Source organism: Bacillus sp. PS217 (assembly GCF_037963535.1).
Lineage (GTDB): Bacteria > Bacillota > Bacilli > Bacillales > Bacillaceae > Bacillus > Bacillus subtilis.
Map to the genome: position 1 here is coordinate 2,412,069 of NZ_CP150157.1, position 17,325 is coordinate 2,429,393.

22 protein-coding genes and 1 riboswitch are annotated in these 17,325 nt (G+C 44.7%); of the genes, 3 read left to right on the forward strand and 19 right to left on the reverse strand.

Annotation, left to right across the window (positions count from 1 at the left end):
- Positions 1 to 69 precede the first annotated feature (69 nt).
- The 13 genes from spoIIIAH to NSQ83_RS12395 form a co-directional block, all read right to left on the reverse strand.
- Positions 70 to 726: a stage III sporulation ratchet engulfment protein SpoIIIAH gene (gene spoIIIAH, locus NSQ83_RS12335; RefSeq protein ID WP_029946099.1), complete on the reverse strand. Its 657-nt coding sequence runs from the start codon at positions 724 to 726 to the stop codon at positions 70 to 72.
- Entirely contained in the window at positions 727 to 1,416 is a 690-nt protein-coding gene (gene spoIIIAG / locus NSQ83_RS12340) for a stage III sporulation protein AG (protein ID WP_014477307.1), read from the reverse strand.
- A complete protein-coding gene (spoIIIAF, locus tag NSQ83_RS12345; protein ID WP_015251730.1) occupies positions 1,409 to 2,029 on the reverse strand; it encodes a stage III sporulation protein AF in 621 nt (206 codons plus the stop codon). The genes spoIIIAG and spoIIIAF overlap by 8 nt, the downstream gene beginning before the upstream one ends.
- A 13-nt stretch (positions 2,030 to 2,042) precedes the next feature.
- Positions 2,043 to 3,242: a stage III sporulation protein AE gene (gene spoIIIAE, locus NSQ83_RS12350; protein WP_003230230.1), complete on the reverse strand. Its 1,200-nt coding sequence runs from the start codon at positions 3,240 to 3,242 to the stop codon at positions 2,043 to 2,045.
- A gap of 18 nt (positions 3,243 to 3,260) precedes the next feature.
- A complete protein-coding gene (gene spoIIIAD / locus NSQ83_RS12355) occupies positions 3,261 to 3,662 on the reverse strand; it encodes a stage III sporulation protein AD (RefSeq protein WP_003230228.1) in 402 nt (133 codons plus the stop codon).
- 6 nt (positions 3,663 to 3,668) lie between these two features.
- Entirely contained in the window at positions 3,669 to 3,875 is a 207-nt protein-coding gene (gene spoIIIAC, locus NSQ83_RS12360) for a stage III sporulation protein AC (RefSeq protein ID WP_003153142.1), read from the reverse strand.
- A gap of 22 nt (positions 3,876 to 3,897) precedes the next feature.
- The gene (gene spoIIIAB, locus NSQ83_RS12365; RefSeq protein WP_032722102.1) at positions 3,898 to 4,413 is read right to left on the reverse strand and encodes a stage III sporulation protein SpoIIIAB; all 516 of its coding nucleotides are present in this window, start codon (positions 4,411 to 4,413) and stop codon (positions 3,898 to 3,900) included.
- The gene (gene spoIIIAA / locus NSQ83_RS12370; RefSeq protein WP_043857806.1) at positions 4,407 to 5,330 is read right to left on the reverse strand and encodes a stage III sporulation protein AA; all 924 of its coding nucleotides are present in this window, start codon (positions 5,328 to 5,330) and stop codon (positions 4,407 to 4,409) included. Before spoIIIAA ends, spoIIIAB begins: the two co-directional genes overlap by 7 nt.
- 75 nt (positions 5,331 to 5,405) lie before the next feature.
- Positions 5,406 to 5,687: a YqhV family protein gene (locus NSQ83_RS12375; protein ID WP_004398639.1), complete on the reverse strand. Its 282-nt coding sequence runs from the start codon at positions 5,685 to 5,687 to the stop codon at positions 5,406 to 5,408.
- Positions 5,688 to 5,831: 144 nt separating this feature from the next.
- Positions 5,832 to 6,389, reverse strand: coding sequence for an elongation factor P (efp, locus tag NSQ83_RS12380; RefSeq protein ID WP_003226377.1), 558 nt, complete (start codon positions 6,387 to 6,389; stop codon positions 5,832 to 5,834).
- A gap of 24 nt (positions 6,390 to 6,413) precedes the next feature.
- Positions 6,414 to 7,475: an aminopeptidase PapA gene (gene papA / locus NSQ83_RS12385; protein WP_015251726.1), complete on the reverse strand. Its 1,062-nt coding sequence runs from the start codon at positions 7,473 to 7,475 to the stop codon at positions 6,414 to 6,416.
- Positions 7,472 to 7,918 carry a type II 3-dehydroquinate dehydratase gene (gene aroQ, locus NSQ83_RS12390; protein WP_003230223.1) on the reverse strand — a complete coding sequence of 149 codons (447 nt, stop codon included), beginning with the start codon at positions 7,916 to 7,918 and terminating at the stop codon, positions 7,472 to 7,474. Before aroQ ends, papA begins: the two co-directional genes overlap by 4 nt.
- 86 nt (positions 7,919 to 8,004) lie before the next feature.
- On the reverse strand, positions 8,005 to 8,541 hold the full coding sequence (locus NSQ83_RS12395; RefSeq protein ID WP_003230222.1) for a YqhR family membrane protein: 537 nt from the start codon (positions 8,539 to 8,541) through the stop codon (positions 8,005 to 8,007).
- Positions 8,542 to 8,767: 226 nt separating this feature from the next.
- Between NSQ83_RS12395 and NSQ83_RS12400 the strand changes: the two genes are divergently transcribed.
- A complete protein-coding gene (locus tag NSQ83_RS12400; protein WP_204551335.1) occupies positions 8,768 to 9,724 on the forward strand; it encodes a DUF1385 domain-containing protein in 957 nt (318 codons plus the stop codon).
- Positions 9,725 to 9,763: 39 nt separating this feature from the next.
- Positions 9,764 to 10,159: an SA1362 family protein gene (locus NSQ83_RS12405; protein WP_003226367.1), complete on the forward strand. Its 396-nt coding sequence runs from the start codon at positions 9,764 to 9,766 to the stop codon at positions 10,157 to 10,159.
- On the opposite strand, the gene NSQ83_RS12410 is transcribed toward NSQ83_RS12405, so the two are convergent.
- The 3 genes from NSQ83_RS12410 to lipM all read right to left on the reverse strand — a co-directional run bounded on the left by NSQ83_RS12410 (position 10,156) and on the right by lipM (position 12,521).
- On the reverse strand, positions 10,156 to 11,031 hold the full coding sequence (locus tag NSQ83_RS12410) for a patatin-like phospholipase family protein (protein WP_198878637.1): 876 nt from the start codon (positions 11,029 to 11,031) through the stop codon (positions 10,156 to 10,158). The genes NSQ83_RS12405 and NSQ83_RS12410 overlap by 4 nt on opposite strands.
- A gap of 125 nt (positions 11,032 to 11,156) precedes the next feature.
- Positions 11,157 to 11,585 carry a transcriptional regulator MntR gene (gene mntR / locus NSQ83_RS12415; RefSeq protein WP_003236923.1) on the reverse strand — a complete coding sequence of 143 codons (429 nt, stop codon included), beginning with the start codon at positions 11,583 to 11,585 and terminating at the stop codon, positions 11,157 to 11,159.
- A 99-nt stretch (positions 11,586 to 11,684) separates the two neighbouring features.
- Positions 11,685 to 12,521 (reverse strand): octanoyltransferase LipM, encoded by an 837-nt coding sequence (gene lipM / locus NSQ83_RS12420; RefSeq protein WP_014664579.1) that lies wholly within the window; start codon positions 12,519 to 12,521, stop codon positions 11,685 to 11,687.
- Between the two features lie 190 nt (positions 12,522 to 12,711).
- Between lipM and NSQ83_RS12425 the strand changes: the two genes are divergently transcribed.
- Positions 12,712 to 13,092, forward strand: coding sequence for a rhodanese-like domain-containing protein (locus NSQ83_RS12425; protein WP_004398485.1), 381 nt, complete (start codon positions 12,712 to 12,714; stop codon positions 13,090 to 13,092).
- Positions 13,093 to 13,126: 34 nt separating this feature from the next.
- Here the strand turns inward: NSQ83_RS12425 and gcvPB are convergent, their stop codons facing one another.
- Genes gcvPB through gcvT form a run of 3 tightly spaced genes read right to left on the reverse strand, consistent with a single transcriptional unit; the run spans position 13,127 to position 17,050 of the window.
- On the reverse strand, positions 13,127 to 14,593 hold the full coding sequence (gene gcvPB / locus NSQ83_RS12430; RefSeq protein WP_198878636.1) for an aminomethyl-transferring glycine dehydrogenase subunit GcvPB: 1,467 nt from the start codon (positions 14,591 to 14,593) through the stop codon (positions 13,127 to 13,129).
- Positions 14,586 to 15,932, reverse strand: a complete 1,347-nt coding sequence (gcvPA, locus tag NSQ83_RS12435) for an aminomethyl-transferring glycine dehydrogenase subunit GcvPA (RefSeq protein WP_029317920.1) — start codon at positions 15,930 to 15,932, stop codon at positions 14,586 to 14,588. Before gcvPA ends, gcvPB begins: the two co-directional genes overlap by 8 nt.
- Positions 15,933 to 15,961: 29 nt before the next feature.
- Entirely contained in the window at positions 15,962 to 17,050 is a 1,089-nt protein-coding gene (gene gcvT / locus NSQ83_RS12440) for a glycine cleavage system aminomethyltransferase GcvT (protein ID WP_015714248.1), read from the reverse strand.
- A 171-nt stretch (positions 17,051 to 17,221) separates the two neighbouring features.
- Positions 17,222 to 17,323: riboswitch (glycine riboswitch) on the reverse strand.
- Positions 17,324 to 17,325 lie beyond the last annotated feature (2 nt).

Consider the following 17,325-nt stretch of genomic DNA (forward strand, 5'->3'; position numbering starts at 1 on the left):
TGAATTCAACTCTAATATGACAGCAACGCAAAAAGCCCGCTTGTTTAGCGGGCTTCTTTTTCCTCTTTCTTACTTGGATGGTTCAAATGTGACAGCGACATCTTTCATTGTTTTGATTTCTTTTGCCACAAGGTCTATAATGGCTGTCGCCTTCGATTTGGAGTGTTTGTCTGATTTGACTGTAATATTGATTTTATCTCCTTCAGCATTAACAAGCGCATCCTCGTAACCTTGTGTTTTAATCAGCGTTTCCAGCTGTTTTTCTGTTCCTTCCACTTCACTGAGAGCCGTCATTTTATCGTATGCTTCGCTTTTCTCCTTGGCTGTTGCATCATCGCTTGATACAATGGCGTTCAGCTCTTCTCTTTCTTTGCTTCTGGCATCTTCTAAATCAAGACGGTACGTTGTAAACAAATCATCATCGGCTGTTTCCGTAACAACAGTTCCTTTTTCACTGGCTTCAGCGGATGTTTCCTTGTCTGCTGATGAATCTTTCGTTCCCTTTGTTCCATCTTCTTTTCCTTTTTCAGTTTCTGCACCGCTTTTTTCCTTCGTGTCTTGCTTGGCAGGCGCTTTTTCAGTTGCGACCTCTCCGCTGTCAGACGCGCTTTTTTCACTTTGCATCTGCACGGCGTTTTTGCTTTCCGGCGACATGATATAGTAGACGCTTAACACCACGACAAGACTAAGCATTGTTAATAGCCAAACGGTTTGTTTTTTAAGCATTTATGAATCCTCCTTTATTTTTTTAGGGGCAACCGCAACCCGGTGGCTTGGAACATCCAGGACCCGTGTCACCGCTTCGATAATGGTTTGTTTTATTTGAACGTTGTCCACTCCCTGAGCAACAACGAGTACACCGCGTATATCAGGTTTTTTCGTTTGGACGACGACAGGTGTTTCTTTATCGCCGTTTTTGATCATGACGATTTCTTCCTCCGATGTTTGGTCTGTAACGCTTCTTGTTCCGCCTTCTTTGTCAGTTTCTTCAGTGGTTGTATTTTTGTTTGATTTGTTTTTTTCGTATACTTTCAGCGACGTTGCATCTACATTCACGACAACCGAGACATCGTCCACACCAATGATTGTTTCAAGAATTTCTTTCAGCTGATTTTCGTATTCTTTTTCATAGTCATCGATCGAGTCTTTAGGTTTATCAGATTTTGAGGCTTTAAACACTTCGGCTGTTTTCTCTTTGCTGTCTGCGGAATGTTGTGATGATACGGCCGTTATCGTTTTGGCGTTTTCTGTTTTCTCAGGTGAAGAAAACAGCTGGCTGACAAGCATAAAGGAAACTCCGAGAACAAAAACGAATAGAAAGTAATGATATTTGGTCAGCTTCGGCTTTTCGCCGTCCTTCGTTTGTCCCGGAAGAAACTGCTTTTTCAATACATTCCATAATCCGTTTTTATTCATTGCCGACACTCTCCCCGCCTTCCATATGAACCGTAATTTTCTCACTTCCGATTTCCCAAATGTCCGCGAGCTGCGTTTTTATCTGTTTGGCTTCTTTTTGTTCGGCTGCTTCTTTCGTTACGTATGCATGATCTGTATCAATGTGGACCGGCGCGACCGTTTGGACCGTTTTTTCAGAAGACGGGGCCATATACACGCTGATTGTTTTAATATCCTCTTCTGAATCTACCTTTTCTCCTGCCGTGAGTTTGATGCGGCCTACTTTATATTCATCATGACTGAATCTCTCCTCCGCTTTCTTTTTTAGTTGGACAGCCATTTCTTCTAGAATATATGCGCGCTGGGAAGCTTGTATTTCTATTTTTTTTGAATTGATTTGATTTTTTATGTCGGCAGACTCTGACTGCCCGTTTTTTGTGAGATATTCAAAGATGATTTCGGGGTCTGTCTTGAAAAGTTTAAAAATCGGCGTAAGCATGACGACAATCAAGAGCAGGCTGACTACCATTTTTGCGTACTTTTGCATGCTGGAGCTCGGCAGCAGCATATCAATCACAATTGCAAATAGGATAAACAACACGATGGTGGTAAGCCATTCCGTTAAAAAACTCATTCGCCTGCCTCCTTCATTTCATCATCATCGTGAGGTTTCCGGCTGTGATTATGACAGTAAGGCTTAAAAAAAACATGAGAGACACAATGGCCAGAGCTGCAAAAATATAAATGACGCTTTTGCTGATGACGTCGAGGCAGGTGATGACGGGCCCTCCTCCTAGTGGCTGAAGAATCGCGGCTGCCAGCTTATAAATAAAAGCGAGGGAAAGCACTTTGATTGCCGGAAATGCCGCGATACAGATCAAAATAGCGACACCGAGAATCCCTACCGTATTTTTCAGCAGTAAAGAGGCGCTGATTACTGTATCTGTTGCGTCTGTAAACATTCGGCCAAGCACAGGAATAAAATTTCCGGTTATAAATTTAGCCGTCCTGAGCGTAATGCCGTCTGTCACTGCAGCTGAGGCTCCCTGAACAGAGATGACGCCGAGAAAGATGGTAAGAAAAACAGCCAGTGCTCCGATGGCGATATTTCTGAGCAGGTTAGCCAGCTGCGTTACTTTGTATTGTTCAGTCATCGTGCTGACAATGCTCAGAATCGCTGATAAAAAAATCAGCGGCATGACGATATTCTGAATCAAGAGACCGCTCGTGTTCATCAGGAAGAGGATAACAGGATGAAAGAAGGCAGCAGATACAGCTCCGCCTGAGGAAGCCAAAAGCGCCAAGAGGAGCGGAATGAGCGCCAGGATAAAGCTGGTCATCGTCTGAATCGCCTCAGTTGCATAGTTAATCGCCACATGAAAGCTATTAAGCGCAAGGATAATCAGCACCATGTACACAATTGAGTAAGCGACCTTACTGACGGTGCTTTGCTGAAAAGCATTTTGCAAAAGCTGCAGAATGACGCAAAAAATCGTGAGCAAAATCAATGTGCCCAGCAGCTTTCCGTTGGCAAGCACTTCATGAAACAAATAAGAAAAGAGAGCTTTCAGCCATTCTTGCGGTGAGAATGATTTATCGCCATTGATAAACTCCATTAAGCTGCCTTTTTGGCTTTCCGGCAGCAGTCCGCCGTATTCTGTCATAATGTCATTCCAAAATTCCCCGATCTTATCTGTTTCAAGCGAGGCTGCTGTCCTTTCCGCTAATTGCTCGGCTGTTTCAGCATGGTCTTCCGTTTGTTCTGCATTACCAGCTGCTTGTACAATTTCTGCACGGCCTGCTATGATCAGCACGGCCAAAAGCAAAACCCATTGAAAGCGCTTCAATCTACCGCCTCCTTTCGGTTATGACATAGAAGGTATAAGTCCGAGAATCGTTTCGATAATGACGGTTAAAATAGGCACAGCCATTACGAGTATTAAAATTTTCCCCGCCAATTCTATTTTCGAGGCGATGGCTCCTTGACCGGCATCTTTTGTGAGCTGTGCCCCGAATTCAGCAATATAGGCGATTCCGATAATCTTTAAAATGGTTTCAACATAGACCATGTTGACATTTGCATTAATCGCAATTTTTTCTATCATTCGAATAATGTCGTAGATTTGGTCTACCAAATAAAGAAAAATGGCACATCCGGCAAAAACGACGATTAAAAACGCAAAAGTCGGCTTTTGTTCTTTTACAATTAAAGAAAGGAAGGTGGCGATCAGCCCTAAACCTACAATTTGAACAATGTCAATCTGCAAGCCCCCCTATCCTTGGAATAAAAACACAGCTTTTATCTTTTTAAATAGGTCATCTACAATCGTGGCGACCATAAATAAAATATAGATAAAACCTAACAGCGTCACCCACTGAGCGTATTCTTTCTTGCCCATCTGATCCAATATCGTGTGTAAAAAAGCGACCACGATTCCCACTCCGGCAATTTGAAATATGACATTCACGTCTACTCCCATTTTATTTTTGCTCCCCTCACGTTTACATCAATAGAAGAATGAGTAACAAGCCCGCTAAAAAGCCCAAACTTTTTATCATCTTTTCATTTTTCGCTTGCGCCTGCTCAGCATCCGCTTCAGAGGCTTCCAAATGTGTCAGCGCCAGCTTGATGTGCTTTTGCTGAGAGATTCGATCATGAATCCCGAGCGTCTCGCCAAACTGCTTCAGCACTTCGTATTCGCTTTTTTTCAAAGACAGGGTGTCCCATACCTTCTTTAAGCTTTGCTCCCACGCCGTTTTCGCGGAATCACTTCCCTTGTCCAGCTGATCACTGAATGCGGAAAAAAGAGCTGAAACAGGCTGTGTGAGCTGTTTGGCAATCTGCTGTGAAGCAGTATGAAGCGGTGTATGGCCGTACATGATTTCAGCCTCGAGGGATTGAAGCGCCGCACGCAGCTGGCGGATTTGCCGCGGCCGTTCTGTATAAATCTTCGCCATCTCAAAACCTGTCCATGTTGTCGCTACCACAATAAATACAGCGCCCAGCAGCTTCAGCATGTTTTCACGCCCGTCGTCCTAGACAGCACATTTCCGTCTTTGTCATAAATTTGGCTCACTGTGCCCGGCCCTTTTGCTCTTGATAATTCCAAATAGCGGTCAAAGGCTCTTTCTTCCCACAAACGCTTCAATGAAGGCCGCTTCATCAGGTCGGATATGCTCCAGCCATGCGCCGATACGATTACTGAAACACCAGCATGCAGTGCCTCCAGAAGTGCATCTGTATCTTCCATACGCCCGATTTCATCGACAATCATCACCTCAGGGCTCATGGATCGAATCATCATCATCAGCCCTTCAGCTTTTGGACAGGCGTCTAACACGTCAATTCTCTGACCAAATTGATGCTGCGGAATGCCGCGAAGACATCCGGCAATTTCTGACCGTTCATCGACGATTCCTGTCTTAACGGGCAGCATGGGTTTTTTGCCGGTGCTTGAGAGCCTCGCAAGGTCCCGGAGAAGTGTTGTTTTGCCTGTTTGGGGCGGTCCGATAATCAGCGTATTCAGCCAGCTGTCTTGATATAAGTATGGAAGCAGCGGCTCCGCAATCCCCAGCTTTTGCCGGGCAATTCGTATATTAAAAGATGCGATGTCACGGAGGCCTTTCACACCTCCGTTTTCCGTAATGACTCTGCCCGCCAGTCCGACTCTGTGGCCGCCTCTGATCGTGACATACCCTTTCTTCAGCTCTTCTTCTAATGTATACATACTATAGTTGCTGAGCCGGCTCAGGATCAGATGGGCATCCTCGGCCGTGCCCGCATAGGACAAATAAACAGGTTGTCCTCTTCGAATCAATTCAACAGGGCGGTTGATCCGAATTCTGACTTCTTCGATTTCCAGCCATTGTTGTTCCGGTATTTCAGAAAGGGCGTTTTTCATGGATTCAGGGAGAACCTCAGCGATTTCATTCAACAGAGCCTCCTCCTTTCTACCGATTGGCTTCTTTAAAATGTATGATGTGAGGCAGACTTTATGACAAGCCTCTCTTTATTTATGAACACCCGCCAAAATCAAAACAACACCCGTAAAAATCAGAATCAGCTTTGCATACGAAAGCTGCCCGGCAATTTGGTAGATTCCGACAGTCATCGTAATGATAAAAATCAACGGACCGACAATAGCGAGAATGCTGTTAACCACAACCGCCTTCCGGACATCGTTGGTCACAAGCATGACAATTGCTGCCGTCAGCTCAATCATAGAGGATAAAACTCGTAATCCCGCCATTGTTAAAACAGTAGAATTGATATTTCCAAGTAAAAATTTCATAGCACTCTCCCAACCTCCCATTTTTTTATATGATATGCTCTAGCTTGCTGAAGTAGTCTTGTCATTTTCGTATAAAAGAAAGATTCTGTTTTTGGGCACAAAAAAAGCCTGCTCCCATTTGGGAACAGACTTCTTTTTTTCTTTCTATGCTCTTGAAACGTAAGAACCGTCTGATGTATTAACAACAAGTGTGTCGCCTTCATTCACAAAGAACGGCACGTTTACAACAAGCCCGGTTTCAGTTTTCGCAGGTTTTGTACCGCCTGACGCTGTATCACCTTTAATACCAGGTTCAGTTTCAACAACTTTCAGCTCAACTGTGTTTGGAAGTTCGATACCAAGTGTTTCATCCTGGTACATCATGATATGCACAGACATGTTTTCTAGCAGGTATTTTAATTCTTCTTCGATTTGAGTTGCGCTCAGTTCAAGCTGCTCATAAGAAGAAGTATCCATAAATACGTGCTGATCTCCGTTTGCATATAGATATTGCATTGTTTTGGTTTCGATTTGCGCTTTCGCTACTTTTTCACCAGCGCGGAATGTTTTTTCCTGAATGGCGCCAGTGCGAAGGTTGCGGAGTTTAGAGCGGACAAATGCCGCACCTTTTCCAGGTTTTACGTGCTGGAAGTCAACGACGCGCCAAATGCCGCCATCTACTTCAATTGTTAATCCTGTACGGAAATCGTTAACTGAAATCATGTTTAATGTCCTCCTATATTCCAATCACAAAATAATAAGTTCTTTTGGGGAATGGGTGATTGTCCGGTTGCCGTTTTCTGTAATCACGATGTCATCTTCAATGCGGACACCGCCTGTTTCTGGTATGTAAATGCCCGGCTCCACTGTGACCACCATACCCGGTTCAAGGATAGCTGAAGATCTGACGGATAATCCCGGCGATTCATGAACTTCCATGCCGAGCCCGTGCCCGGTTGAATGGCCGAAATAGTCACCGTAGCCTTTTGCAGCAATATGATCCCTTGTGAGGGCGTCAGCCTCTTTTCCTGTCATTCCCGGCTTAATATGTGCGACGCCAAGCGCCTGAGCATCAAATACAACCTGATAGATCTCCTTCAATTGATCACTGGGCTGACCTACAGCGACCGTCCGGGTAATATCAGAACAATATCCTTTATAATAAGCGCCAAAATCAAGCGTAACAAGGTCTCCGCTTTCAATCAGTTTGTCACTGGCCACACCGTGCGGAAGGCTTGAACGAAGGCCTGAGGCGACAATCATATCAAAAGAAGAGCTGTCTGCTCCCTGGCTTCTCATATAAAACTCCAGCTCATTGGCAACAGCGATTTCAGAAATGCCGGGTTTCATAAACGTCAAGATATGTCTGAAGGCATCATCTGCAATCTTCGCAGCTTCCTCTAATATCTTAATCTCTTCACTAGACTTAATCAAGCGCAACTTTTCCACGGATTCAGCCACAGGCACTAATTCGGCATCACTGATAACGGCGCTGTATGAAGCGTAAGTGCCATATGTCATGCTGTTCTGTTCAAAACCGAGACGCTTGATGCCAAACGATTCAACAGTGTCGGCAGTGGTCTGAATCAAGCTGCCGCCATGTTCAATGATCTCAAAACCCTTTACCTGAACCTTCGCCTGCTCAGTATAACGAAAATCCGTAATAAACGCTGCTTTGTCACCCGATATCACAGCCAAACCCGCCGAACCTGTAAACCCTGTCATATAGCGTACATTCGTGCTGCTTGTAATCAGCATGCCGTCAATTCCCAGCTGTCCAAACAGGTTTCTTAATTTCTCTAGCTTCATCTTGATTCTCCCCCTTGCTGGCTTAATAAGTAGCGAACAGCAAGCTTGTAGCCTTCAGCTCCAAGACCGACAATCTGCCCTTTCGCAACAGGAGCGATAACCGACTGATGCCTGAATTCTTCCCTGGCGTATAAGTTTGATAAATGCACCTCTACCACAGGAAGACTGATGCTTGAAACAGCATCCCTGATCGCATAGCTGTAATGACTCAGGGCGCCGGGGTTCAGAACAATCCCGCTGTATTGCTCCTCAGCCTCATGTATCGCATCTATCAAATCACCTTCGTGATTAGACTGGAAGAAAGTGAGCTGGATATGTAAGGCTTCAGCAAACTGAAAAAGATCTGTTTCAATATCGGTCAGTGTCTGGCGGCCGAATACTTCAGGCTCACGACTTCCAAGCCGGTTAACATTCGGTCCGTTCAAAATCAAAAAATGAGGCACATAATCTCTCCTTTTCGCGAGGGTTTCTCATGTAAAAAATGTTCACTTCTCGTGAACATTTTATCATACTGGAAAAGGATTATACACTATTCTCTATGCATTCCCAGCGCACGTGCAAGCTTTTCCGAATTCAGCTCATTGTATTCAAATGAAATAGAATACCCGACAAACAGCCCGTAAAGCAAATAAATGCAAATGGTCGTAATAATTGTATCTGATGTCAGTTCGGTCACCGTGCGCACATCTGGAAAAATCGGATTAAAAACAAAAAACACGAGCAGCCAAAGCACCAAGCCGTATAAAATACCCGGCCACATTGTTTTTAAACGTTTCAATAGAAGAAAATAAAGAAATGCTGCGCCAATTGAAATTACTCCAATCAAAATGATGCTGATTACCGTTCCCAGCCCATGTTTTTTCCACTCTCCGAGCACAAACGGCTGCAATATCATATTCGGGCTGATTTCGGAAAAATGAAACAAATATGCGATATAAGCAACGAAACTCCAAAGTACGCCTCCGCAAAAACCTGTTGCCGCCACCCTGCCGGCCATTGAAACAGGCGGCTTTTGCTTCTCATTCAATTCTTCATTTTGTTCTGTATCTTTTTCGCTTGTCATCATGGCACCTCCAGTTAAAGTGTGCCCAAAAAATGAAATGTCAATAAAAAAGCTCACACTTTTTGACAGCTGCGAGTAAAATTTGAAAATACCGGGTATAATGCATGTAGAAAAAGCAAGGCTATGGCAATTTTTTCAGCCTGTCAATCTAGAGGTTTAGCGCTGTTTCCTGTACAATAGAGTGAAAGGAAATGGTTAGCAATCCTAAAGAAATAGGCAGGTTGATAATATGTCAAAACATAAAGTTCCGCCCGCTTACGGCGGGCAGGCTGTTGTGGAAGGCGTTATGTTTGGCGGAAAGCATCATTACGTTACAGCCATCAGAAGAACGGATGGAAGCATTGACTTTTTTAAGCTTCCACGCAAACACAACCCGAAACTGAACATCGTGAAAAAGATCCCGTTTTTACGGGGGATCGCGGCCATTATCGAAGCGAGTGCAAACGGCACAAAGCATCTGAATTTTTCAAGCGAACGTTACGGGCTCGATCCATCTGAAGACGAGACACTTGAGCAGGAAGAAAAAAAATCCTCCGGGCTGTCTATGTATCTCAGCCTCGCAGTTATAGGCGTCCTATCATTTTTGTTCAGTAAATTCGTATTTACATTGGTTCCAGTTTTCTTAGCGGAACTGACAAGGCCGATTTTTTCCTCGGACACGGCGCAAATCGCGGTTGAAAGCCTGTTTAAGTTGATTTTGCTGCTCGGTTACATCTATTTTTTGTCCATGACACCGCTTATTAAAAGAGTGTTTCAATATCATGGAGCCGAACATAAAGTCATAAACTGTTATGAACAGAATTTGCCAATTACTGTGAGGAATGTCCAAAACCAATCTCGGCTTCATTACCGCTGCGGATCAAGCTTTATTTTATTTACGATTATTGTCGGCATGTTTGTTTATTTACTCGTTCCGACAGATCCGCTTTGGCTGCGTGTTATAGATCGTGTCGCACTGATACCGGTCGTGCTTGGTATATCCTTTGAAGTTCTGCAGCTGACCAACAAAGTGCGTGACATTCCCGGTCTGAAATTACTTGGGTACCCGGGACTTTGGCTTCAGCTGTTAACCACAAAGGAACCTAAGGATGACCAGGTTGAAGTTGCCATCGAAAGCTTTAACGAACTTCTCAGACTCGAAGCATTGTCTGAGCAAAATCAGAAGCCTTCTCACAACGTCATCTAAAATCCGTTGCCCTGCTATTACTTTCGGAGGTGGACAGTTATGAATCATCGTGTACAACCTATTATTGCTGTATTAATTGCGCTGGGAGCGTTCGGTTTCCTCTATGTGCTGGTAACCAATCCCGGAGAAATGGCAAAAATGGCGGTAACCGTCATCGTGGCAGGTATCATTATTTATTTTATTGTGAAATATGTAATGAATCGAAATGCGGGCAGCGAAGGAGCAGCCTTCAAAAAAGCGGCGAAACAATCGCGGCGCCGGATGAAAGAACAAAAAGCAAAACACCGCGCCGGACATAAGGGACGTGTCAGCCACCTGCGAAGCGTTCCGAGCGCCAGCAAGCCTAAGCCGATGATTCTCAAGAAAAAAAGCCAGACTCAGCTGACTGTTATAGAAGGGAAAAAAAATAAAAAGAAAAACAGAGCGCTTTTTTAATAGGTCCACTGCTTTAAAAACAGCTCTGTCCGTCTTTTACCTAGCTCAATCAGAGCTAGTTTTTTTTGTTGTGTTAAATGAAAATCAGTGGCCATTACGTCATCGACAGGAAGAAAAATGATATTTTGTTCATAGCGTGACGCAATGTGCCTTGCGTCATGGGCATCCTTCATCGTTTCAAACAGGGCGCCGAACAGTTCAAAAGCGTTGTGGATATTTTTTTTCGGACGCTCTCTTTCACGTGGCGCAAGCGTGACACCGATCACAGGGCGCTTTCTTTCCTTTGAGAACAGCCAGATGGGAAAATTGCTTAACACGCCTCCGTCGACAACCGTGGCGGTGCCTGTGTCCGTTTTTAATTTTATCGGTTCAAAGAAATACGGGATGCTGCAGCTCATTCTGACCGCTCTGGCAACCGGGAACATATCTGGATTTAACCCGTAACGGGCCAAATCGTCCGGCAAAACAATCATGGTGCCGTTTGTCAGATCAGAAGCAATAAGGCGCAGAGACCCTTTCTGCAAATCGCCGAAAACCCTTATGCCTTTCGCTCTTAACAGATCAGCAATCCATTTTTCTATCGTATCGCCTTTGTATAAGCCAAGACGCCAGTAGATGGACACCCACTGGAGCATCTTTAAGGGGAGAAATGAGTACCTCTGATCCAGCAATTTCTCTCCGTCCACTTCTTCAATTAAAGCGTGGATTTCCTTACTGGTGTAACCTGACGCAATGAAAGCGGCAATAATGGCGCCGGCGCTTGTACCCGCAACTCTTTTAAAGCGGAAGCCTTTTTCCTCAAGCACTTCATAAGCGCCTGCGAGCGCAATGCCTTTTACTCCTCCGCCGGAAAACACACCGTCAATATACATCTCATTCCCTCCCCCTCCATCAGATCGTTTATTACCATTTTAAGAAAACACGCGAAGAAATAGACCAACGAATGACGGGTGGCGTCAGCGTATCAAAAAAGACGGCCTCCTTCGAGACCGCCTTTTTACTGATTATGATGTTCTGTTTTCTTTTGGATTGATTTCAGATCTTTTTTACGGGCATCATCTTCTTCAAAATATTGAACAAGATCCCCGATGCGATCAATACTGTTCCAGCTTAAATGATGTTCGATTCCTTCGACATCGTTATATATTTTCTCTTCATCAACACCAATGATTCTTAAAAACTGCTCAAGCAATTCATGTCTGTATACCAGCCGTTTGCCTATTTTTTTCCCTTTAGACGTTAACACGAGACCGCGATATTTTTCATAAATTAAATATTCGTCTTTATCTAGTTTTTGAACCATTTTTGTTACAGAGGAGGGATGGACTGCCAATGCTTCCGCGATATCGGAAACTCGTGCATATCCTTTTTCTTCAATCAGCATATAAATCTGTTCAATATAATCTTCCATACTTGGTGTTGTCATCGAAACCCTCCCAAAAAGCACCTTAACTTTATAAACCATTACAAGTTTACACTAATGAACTTGAAAAAACAAGGATGCTCCGCGGGTCAAAAGCCCTGTTTACCGCTTATAATTCCATTCATCTGAAGCGTACTTTGTTTCAGCCAAGTGATGAACAAAATCAAGCTCTTCCTGAGAAAGTTCATATGGCTCCAAATGAATGTTAAGACCTGTTTCAAATCCTTCTTTAAAGGCTTTACGAGCCTCATCCATCGTCACCCGCTTTTCGGTGAGTTCATTAATGGCAACCGCTTTATTTTTGAAATTGCGCTGCATCCGCTCTCTTACTCTTTCACTTGGATATAAGAACAGATCGAACAGCTTGTCCTCATCTAAATCAAGAAGAATGGAGCCATGCTGAAGAATCACGCCTTTTTGTCTCGTTTGCGCGCTTCCCGCCACCTTGCGCCCCTCAACCACTAGTTCATACCACGAAGGCGCGTCAAAACAAACAGATGACCGCGGATTTTTTAAGCTTTCTTTTTCTTTTTCAGTTCTCGGGATGGCAAAGTAAGCGTCCAGACCGAGATTTCTAAAGCCTTGAAGTATGCCTTCTGAAATAACCCGGTAAGCCTCAGTAACAGTCGCCGGCATCTCGGGGTGCTCTTCCGAAACAATTACGCTGTATGTCAGTTCCTGATCGTGCAGCACACCTCTCCCGCCGGTCGGGCGTCTGACGAATCCGAGATTATATTTATGTACTGCTTCAAAATTGATTTCCTTTTTAATATTTTGAAAATACCCTACAGAAAGTGTCGCCGGATTCCAGCCGTAAAAACGGATAACCGGGGGGATTTTCTTTTCGCTGTGCCAATATAAAAGCGCTTCATCAAGCGCCATATTGAATGCAGGACTTGCATTGCCTGAGTCTATAAACCGCCAAGTTTCTTTTTGCATTTTAAGACCTTCCTTACCGTTTTAATAGAATCAGTTTATCAAACTGTCGGGAAAATGAAAAATATTTTAGTTCCATTATAGATGACAATCACGCTGTGCTTTACTATAATAGTATTTGTCGAAAACGGCTCTATGACCTTGTTTTATGAAGCAGGGTTTTGATTTTATATGCTAAAGGAGTAGAATCACATTGTCTAATATGATCGTTTTGATTATTTTTGCTGCGTTTATCATCTATATGATTGCTTCATATGTCTATCAGCAGCGAATTATGAAAACACTTACCGAAGAAGAATTCCGCGCGGGTTACCGCAAAGCGCAGCTTATTGATGTTCGTGAGCCAAATGAGTTTGAGGGCGGACATATTTTAGGCGCCCGCAACATCCCGCTTTCCCAGCTGAAACAGAGAAAAAATGAGATCCGTACGGACAAGCCTGTTTACCTGTACTGCCAAAACAGTGTCCGCAGCGGACGCGCGGCACAAACCCTGCGCAAAAACGGCTGCACTGAGATTTACAACCTAAAAGGCGGCTTTAAAAAATGGGGCGGAAAGATTAAAGCGAAGAAATAAAGCAAACAGCTGTCTGGTAGACAGCTGTTTTTATTTATCTTTCTACCGCCTCGTATCTGAGCACCGGGTGTCTCGCCGCTTTTGTTTCATCCATTCTTTTTACAATCGTTGTGTGCGGGGCCTCCTGAACAAGCTCCGGATTCTCCTCCGCTTCTTTTGCGATTTGAATCATAGCATCAATAAACGCGTCCAGTGTTTCCTTTGATTCGGTCTCTGTCGGCTCGATCATGATGCATTCTTCAACATTAAGCGGGAAATAAATCGTCGGCGGATGATAGCCGAAATCAAGAAGCCGTTTTGCTATATCAAGCGTACGCACTCCCAGCTTTTTCTGCCGCTTCCCTGATAATACAAATTCATGCTTGCAATGGCGGTCAAACGGAAGATCGTAATAAGGCGCGAGCTTTCTCATCATATAGTTGGCGTTTAACACTGCGTTCTCAGTAACAGCCTTTAATCCGTCAGGCCCCATGGAGCGAATATACGTATACGCTCTCACATTAATGCCAAAGTTGCCGTAATACGGCTTCACACGGCCAATCGCATGAGGGCGGTCATAATCAAACGTAAAGCGCCCTTCTTTTTTGACTAAAACTGGCTTTGGCAAATAAGGAATCAGATCTTTTTTTACGCCGACAGGGCCTGAGCCGGGGCCTCCGCCGCCATGAGGGCCTGTGAATGTTTTATGCAGGTTGAGGTGCACCACGTCAAATCCCATATCACCAGGTCTCGCTTTACTTAAAACGGCATTTAAATTAGCGCCGTCATAATACAGTTTCCCCCCCGCTTGGTGTACAATTTCCGCCATCTCTGTAATCTGCTCCTCAAACAAGCCGAGCGTGTTCGGATTCGTCAGCATAAGAGCTGCAGTTTCTTCATTCACTGCTCTTTTTAAATCCTCTAAATCAACAAGCCCTTTTTTATTCGATTTCACCGTAACGGTTTCAAAGCCTGCTACTGTTGCTGATGCAGGATTCGTCCCATGCGCGGAATCAGGGACAATGACCTTCGTCCGCTTGAAATCCCCGCGAGCTTCATGATAGGCACGGATCATCATCAGCCCTGTCCATTCGCCGTGCGCTCCGGCAGCAGGCTGAAGCGTAACCTCATCCATTCCCGTTATTTCTTCAAGGTGCTTGCTTAAATCATATAAAAGCTCTAATGCGCCTTGCACCGTGTCTTCATCCTGAAGAGGATGAATCGCAGCAAAACCAGGAATACGTGCGATTTTTTCATTGATTTTCGGATTATATTTCATCGTGCAAGAACCGAGAGGATAAAAACCGGAATCCACCCCGTGATTGCGTTTGGACAGCGCTGTATAATGGCGCATGATGTCCAGCTCTGAAACCTCCGGCAGCGCTGCGTCTTCGTCACGAATATAGGTGTCTGACAAGAGGTCCCCCAATTCGATTTCCGGTACATCGAGCTCCGGCAGACTATAGCCGATTCGGCCTTCTCTTGATAGTTCAAAAATAAGTGCCTGGTCCTGATTACTCATGGCGATCCCCCAATTCCTGAATGAGTGCGTCAATTTCTTCTTTTGTTCTCAGCTCCGTTACAGCAATCAGCATATGGCAGTCCAGCTCCGGATACGTCAACCCAAGATCATATCCGCCAATCATGCCTTTTGCCAGCAAACGCTTGTTCACAGCTCTCACCGGCTCATCCAGTTTGATGACAAATTCATTAAACATCGGCCCGTCAAACATAACGGTAAGGCCTGCTTTTTTTGCTTCTTGCTTTGCATAGTTGGCTTTTAAGAGATTTTGGCGGGCTATATCTTTTACGCCGTTTTTTCCGAGAGCAGTCATGGCTACTGATGCTGCCAGCGCATTTAAAGCTTGGTTGGAGCATATATTTGATGTTGCTTTATCCCGGCGGATATGCTGCTCCCTGGCTTGCAGGGTAAGCACAAAGCCTCTTTTTCCGTTTTCGTCTTCCGTTTGTCCGACGAGACGGCCCGGCACCTTTCTCATTAATTTTTTAGTAACGGCAAAAAAGCCGCAATGCGGGCCGCCGTATGCTGAAGGAATGCCGAAAGGCTGCGCATCACCGACGACGATATCAGACTGAAACTTGCCCGGCGGAGTGAGAAGACCTAGCGCCAGCGGGTTGGCTGAAACAATAAACATGGATTTCCCTTGATGAGCGATAGGCTCAATATCCTTTAGCGGCTCGATCCGGCCGAAAAAATTCGGGTACTGAACGATCACTGCGGCTGTGTTCTCGCAAACGGTTTGGCGCAATGCATCAAGATCCGTAACGCCATCCGCAGCGGGTACTTCAACAACATCAATATACTGACCTTTTGCGTACGTTTTCAGCACCTCTCGCGATTCAGGATGCACGGTTTTTGACACAACAATTTTTTTCTTTTTCGTGTGGCCTGAAGCAAGCATTGCTGCTTCTGCCAAGGCTGTTCCGCCGTCATACATCGAGGAGTTGGCGATATCCATGCCTGTCAGTTCACAGATCATCGTTTGGAATTCAAAAATAGCCTGGAGCTCTCCTTGTGAAATCTCTGGCTGATAAGGCGTATATGCGGTATAAAACTCAGAGCGCGAAATGACATGATCCACAATGACAGGCTGATAGTGGTCATATACACCCGCTCCTAAGAAAGAAGCGTATTGTACGGTATCACGATTTTTAGAGGCCAGCTTTGTCAGTTCCCTTGTTAATTCTGTCTCTGATTTCGCTTTTTTGATTTGATACTCTTTTTTATATTTGACGTTTTCCGGTATATCAGCAAATAAATCATCGATGCTGCTTACGCCGATAGTAGCAAGCATCTCCTGTTTATCCTTTTCTGTTGCGGGCAAATAACGGTGCTTCATGTGTTGTCTCCTCTCTCCAAGAAAAAATATTAGCGTTTATAAAATGGTGTTTTGACAACCTTTGCTTTCACTAATTTTTTGCGTATTTCTACATCTACAACAGTCCCGATCTCACTCGTTTCCGAATCAATTAAGGCAAGGCCGACGTTTTTTCCTAATGTCGGTGACTGCGTGCCGGTTGTCACCTTTCCGACAGACTTGCCATTTTGGAAAACCTCATATCCGTGCCGCGGTATCCCTTTTTCAATCATTTCGAGACCGACAAGTTTGCGCTTCGCTCCGTTTTCTTTTTGTTCACTCAATACTGACTTACCGAAAAAGTCAGACTCCTTATTGTGCTTTACAGCAAAGCCTATACCTGCTTCAATCGGTGTAATATCCCGGGTCAGCTCCTGACCGTAGAGCGGGAGCTTCGCTTCAAACCGGAGTGTATCACGTGCACCAAGACCGCATGGAATCAATCCGTATGCATCCCCTGCATCGATGATTTTTTTCCAAATATGCATAGCATCATCACTGCGGCAGTAAATTTCATATCCGTCTTCTCCCGTATAGCCAGTGCGTGAAATAAGTGCTTTGCGGCCGCTGATATCGGCTTCATCAATAAACGCAAACGGCTTTAATGCAGACACATCTGCATCTGTCAGATTTTTTAAGACCGCTTCTGCTTTCGGTCCCTGTACAGCCAAGAGCGCGATTTGATCTGACTGGTTGTCAATCTGTACATCACCTGCTGCATGTTCTTTCATCCAAGCCAAGTCTTTATCTATATTAGAAGCATTAATGACAAGCAGATAGCGGTTCTCTTCTTTTTGATAGATAAGCAAATCATCGACGGTTCCGCCATCCGGGTAACACATCGCTGTATATTGAGCACGGCCTGGCGTTAACGCGGAAACATCATTTGTCATCAATCTTTGCAAAAAAGACAGACTGTCGTTCCCTGACACTTCGACTTCTCCCATATGAGATACATCAAACAAACCGGCTGCAGTTCGGACAGCCTCGTGTTCTTTTTTTATAGAAGAAAATTGAACAGGAAGCTCCCAACCTCCGAAATCAATCGTTTTTCCTCCATATTCCTTATACAGGTCAAATAACGGCGTTCTTTTCAGCATCTAATTCCTCCCCTTTATCAACGGCGCAGCTAAAAAACATACAAAAAAGGACAGAGAAACACCTCATGTAAAATGAAGGTTCTCTGTCCTGGCACCTGAAAGTTTACTTTGCATACGCAAAGACGTCCCCTTTGGTGGTTTGCGCATCCGCACAAACACTCTCCAGAGTTGCGTCGAGCAAGAGTTCTTTTGCCTGAGAGATTCACTCCGCAGTTTGCTCCTTCGGCGCCTGTATCCCGAGGTTTTCGGTCAGGTCTCTCCCCTTGCTGTCATTC